This window comes from Undibacterium sp. GrIS 1.8, assembly GCF_040544445.1.
GTDB lineage: Bacteria > Pseudomonadota > Gammaproteobacteria > Burkholderiales > Burkholderiaceae_D > Undibacterium.
Map to the genome: position 1 here is coordinate 1 of NZ_JBEONQ010000105.1, position 4,332 is coordinate 4,332.

The following is a 4,332-nucleotide window of genomic DNA, read 5'->3' on the forward strand; positions in this document are numbered from 1 at the left end:
CGACGTATTGACGATAACGCACGAACTTATCGGGCACATGCTTGGCGTACGTCGCGAGGGAGTAACCGGTGAGGCAAGCAAACTGCAGGCCGCTGGGATAATCCGATACAGCCGCGGCCTCGTACAGGTGGTTGACCGTGCGGGTTTGGAGAAGTTAGTATGTGAGTGTTTTGGGGTCGTGAAGAAGGAATATGAGAGGCTCTTGCCACGCATTACTCATGACATGCATGAGCCGAAGCATCCACTCAATTCAAATTCTGCTACCGGCATTAAAACTACCGAAACTCATCCAATTAATGGTGGGCAAGGCTAATCGGTTATGCCCCGCGCCGCACTTCACGGAGCAAATTCACACTTTTTAACTTTGGAATGACTACTGCCATGGCACTTATTCAGTTGGTTTACACTAGTTCTTTGGTCAACAATGCGCCAGAGGTGATGGCCGACATACTTCAAACTGCACGGAGCATCAATAAATTGCGCAACATAACTGGAATGCTCCTATGCGCAAATGGCGGGATATTGCAGGTGCTTGAAGGTGAAGACGCCGACGTGAGTAAGACATATCGGTCCATCGAATTGGACAAGCGTCATAACGATATTTTTCTGCTTTCCAGAGCGGAAGTCGCTGAGCGGAAATTCGCAACTTGGGACATGGGTTTTAGACGTCTGACCGACACAGAAATCAGCAACTCCCCCATTGCTGCAGAAGTTTTCAATGCAGACAGAAATGAAATTGGAAATCGGGTCAAGCCTGGCGCAGTATTGACCATGTTGGTGCTGTTCGGGGAGGGTATTGAGATGCTTGAATAACGATTGCCGATGTGTGGCTATCAGACGTTCGGTCGCTCAAGCCGCTAAGCCACTTAGTCAGGTTTTGTCCCATTAGCGAAACCAAATCGGATTTATAGCAGACGCTTGCGTCCATCATCACGCTGGACGGACTTGTCCTGCCAACGGGTAAAATTGATCTGCGAGAAACATCTTCTCAGCACCTTCCATCATCGACTGTACTTTGCGAATCATGTGCATAAGCTCGATGCTGGCCAGGACTTTTTGGGCTGACCAAAAGGATTTGAAATTGAGCATTGGCTTGATCACCCTGGAAGGAACATCGTTGATGAGGCTTATCAGTGGTAACAAACATGGAGTGGCTATTAAAAACTACTGTCTTGAGTTCAGGAGACGTAATCGATCAAATCATTTTCCTGTCAAACAGAGTCATTCTTTCTTACGCCTCTTAGATTAAGAAAAAAGAGACCGAGTTGCAATCCTATTAGTGCAAAAGCGTGATCGTACCAACCCCAAACTATCCAAAATATATTACTTACAGTGAACAACCAAAACCCTAAGTTACGCCTTTTTTTTGATTGGGATGTCACAAGCCAAGCTGCGACTAGCGTTATTGCCGTTGCAGTCCACTGTAAAGTTATCAGAGCTAAATTGAACAACTCAGCTCCTTAGGCAAGCTAATTCGGTGGCGGTAATTAGTATCAAACATGGTACTAAGATTAAATGGTCAAATGAGAGTCGTTCGAGCAGCGACGTTGAATTCAAATTAAAGTAGGAATAAATTTTGTTGAAAGACCGTATTTTCTTAGCAAAGTCTGCTTCTTCTTAGGCTGATTCCGGCACGCAACGGCATATAGCATTCCTAAATAGTCGAAAAGAGTTCTGGCAATGGCACCGTCATTTGGGTCGAGGACGATCCAGCCCAGCATCCGGCATTAATAAAGTACCCGCTCTTAGTTCGGCGACAGCATTCATGACGGCGCGGGCAACATTGCGAACTTCCTTTTGCATCGCTAGATCACGATCCAGAACTTCGTGGCTTTCGGCATAGGACTCGTAGTAGCCGACAAACCGGTCCAGCCGTGATAATGCGCCTGCATCGACCAATCCCATCCAGTCCAGCCAGTCTGACAATGACCTGCGTACTCCTTCAATACCCGCAACATCGCCATGCACAACCAAACCGTATACGCGGCCAGCCAGATGTTTCGGATAGGACCATCCTTTGAGCTCTATGTCCTTCGCTTTTTTCGCATTCTTACCTGAAGTTGTTGTCGGATCCGGATTGCCGCCGTCGGCACAAACCAATCTATCAATCATCAATTTCAAAACCCCCGGTGTTTGGTACCAATAGACAGGTGTCATGATAATGACAGCATGAGCGGCGACCCATTTTTCATAGATCTCGGCCATCCAGTCATTGGTCTGACGTTGTCCATGGTTAGGGTAGCAACTGCAAGGCCAATGACATAATGGCATCGCGGTGGAGACACAAGCCTTGCAGGGGTAAATATGTTTATCGTAATCAGAAATCAACAGGCTGAGATCCAACTGATCGACTTCTATGCCGCCTGCTTCCAGAATTTCTACCGCAAGCTTCGTCATGCGGTAGGTTTTTGAAATCTCGCCAGGACAACTGCCGTCATTGCGTGCAGAACCGCAGACCAGCAAAACCCTTGATTTGGTAGAAGAATCCTTTTGTGTAGCCTCCGCTGCAATCAATTTGTCTCGCGTCGATTTCCATTCCACCGACAGATCGTAATCAGGCTCAGCAAAGTCCGGTCCAGCCTTTGCCGTGATAGGTGACTTGTTCCCGTTGATGTAATTTTCCCATGCAACCTGTTCAACTTTAGCGATTTCCGTTTGTACGGCTTTGAAAGATGGGTCAAAAAAGGAACGCTGAAATTCGAGATGAAATTCACCTCTTTTTAGCACAGCAGGCACCTGCCCTTTGCGTGGTTCGATCATGACACTTCAATTGCAGGGAATGGTATTTCAATCGCGTTATTAAGAGCTAATTCATCAAGGCTGTCATAGTTCTCAGCGCGGGCTTTCATCTTGGGTAAATTCATATTGACTCCATTTAAGCTAACTGCGACTACAATGAGTTAATCTTCAAAAAAGTAGGAAATCAGTAGCTCTAATATTCGAGTGCATAACCGATATAGCAACCGAAACGTAGCAATGTTCAGATTGCAGATTAAAGAAAAAAAATAATTGAAACAGTTCGGTAGAACACATATCAAACCAGTACTTATAAAAATACGGTAATAGCGTTGATGGTACCCAAGGTCTTGAAATACGCTTATGTCACTGAAATTATTCCACGCGGGAAATTGGGTCAAAGCCGAAAACAAAATTAGGTAGAAGCAACTCGGTCGATTTCGTCGCATTAAGGAAGCCCCGGTAGGCTTGACTGATGCACACCGATCAAAAGCCGAATAACAAAACGCTGCACCGTGTTTTCAAGCGGCTACCTATACTCGCCGCGAATTACTGCCGTCGTAAGCGCCAGTCTGGCAACAGCCGGCACATGGACAAAAGCTGCATCAACGATATCGTCGAACAAGACCATCGGACCATAAAACGCCTCACGCGACCGATGCTCGGTTTCAAGACCTTTTACTGCGCTCGAACTGGTTCTGACGGGATAACGCAATGAGGGTTTCTGCCGCATTATTGATCGAATGCCGGAATTTCCATGGAATGGCCCTGTGTCCGTCAAACTGGACGGTCTACTCCTGACACCGCAAACAATTGGTCTGCAAACGAGATCGCCGTGCCTTCGATTTCGAACAGGCTCTTTCGGATCATCCGCGTCAATGCGATCTTGGTTTAGCTAGCGGGACAAAACCTCCCATATCCCTAATAACGAGAAACAGATTAAACTCCTCGCTCGCTCTTATAGTCTCGTAGAATACAGCTCAGGTCTCCGTTTAACGACATAATCAAGTCCAAGGTTTTTGGCGCAACTCCGGTGGGTCAGTTTTAGACGCAAATCAACAGCCACTCTCAACAGCATTACAAAAAGAAACTGTTCACCAACGATGCTCGAACTCCAACACATCTGTAAAATTTTTGACGGTAAGACTGTGCTGCAGGATATAAATCTTAAGGTGCAGAGTGGGACAACGCATGCTCTTATCGGTTCCAGCGGTTCGGGGAAAACCACTCTGCTCCGACTAACATTGGGGTTAATTCCGTTGGATAAGGGCTACGTCAAAATTAACGGACAACCCTTACTGTCGTTTTCGCGTGCCGAATGGGCCGACAAAATTGGCTATATCCCACAAGACGGAGGACTCTTCCCCCATTTGTCTGCGCGAGAAAATGTAGTCATGGTCGCGCGTTTGCGAGGCTGGGAGCGCGCGCGGCTAGCTGCGCGTTTTTCTGAGTTGGTGAGTCTCGTCGATTTGGACGAAACTATTCTGGACCGATTCCCACATGAGCTCAGTGGCGGACAGCAACAGCGCATCGCCATCATGCGCGCTGCTTTCATGGATCCGCCAGTTATGCTGCTTGACGAACCAATGGGCGCAC

General features: G+C 47.2%; 4 protein-coding genes and 2 pseudogenes. 4 read left to right on the forward strand and 2 right to left on the reverse strand.

Annotated features, from left to right (window positions below):
• Window positions 1–313: Crp/Fnr family transcriptional regulator (locus tag AAKU64_RS22175; RefSeq protein WP_354363058.1), on the forward strand; the 313-nt coding region annotated here is incomplete at its 5' end.
• Window positions 314–381: 68 nt separating this feature from the next.
• Window positions 382–813, forward strand: a complete 432-nt coding sequence (locus tag AAKU64_RS22180; RefSeq protein WP_323493132.1) for a BLUF domain-containing protein — start codon at window positions 382–384, stop codon at window positions 811–813.
• A gap of 117 nt (window positions 814–930) precedes the next feature.
• Here AAKU64_RS22180 and AAKU64_RS22185 read toward each other — a convergent pair.
• A pseudogene (locus AAKU64_RS22185) lies at window positions 931–1,104 on the reverse strand (IS6 family transposase); the annotation flags it as partial.
• 585 nt (window positions 1,105–1,689) lie between these two features.
• On the reverse strand, window positions 1,690–2,760 hold the full coding sequence (locus tag AAKU64_RS22190) for a flavodoxin family protein (RefSeq protein WP_354363059.1): 1,071 nt from the start codon (window positions 2,758–2,760) through the stop codon (window positions 1,690–1,692).
• A gap of 580 nt (window positions 2,761–3,340) precedes the next feature.
• On the opposite strand from AAKU64_RS22190, the pseudogene AAKU64_RS22195 reads away from it, so the two are divergent.
• Both AAKU64_RS22195 and AAKU64_RS22200 read left to right on the forward strand, forming a co-directional pair.
• Window positions 3,341–3,445: pseudogene (locus tag AAKU64_RS22195) on the forward strand (IS6 family transposase); the annotation flags it as partial.
• A 439-nt stretch (window positions 3,446–3,884) separates the two neighbouring features.
• Window positions 3,885–4,332: ATP-binding cassette domain-containing protein (locus tag AAKU64_RS22200; protein WP_323493047.1), on the forward strand; the 448-nt coding region annotated here is incomplete at its 3' end.

Bases quoted from the DNA above. Each gene is read 5' to 3' on its own strand.
- AAKU64_RS22190 (WP_354363059.1), bottom strand. From the start codon at position 2,760: ATGATCGAACCACGCAAAGGGCAGGTGCCTGCTGTGCTAAAAAGAGGT.
- AAKU64_RS22180 (WP_323493132.1), top strand. From the start codon at position 382: ATGGCACTTATTCAGTTGGTTTACACTAGTTCTTTGGTCAACAATGCG.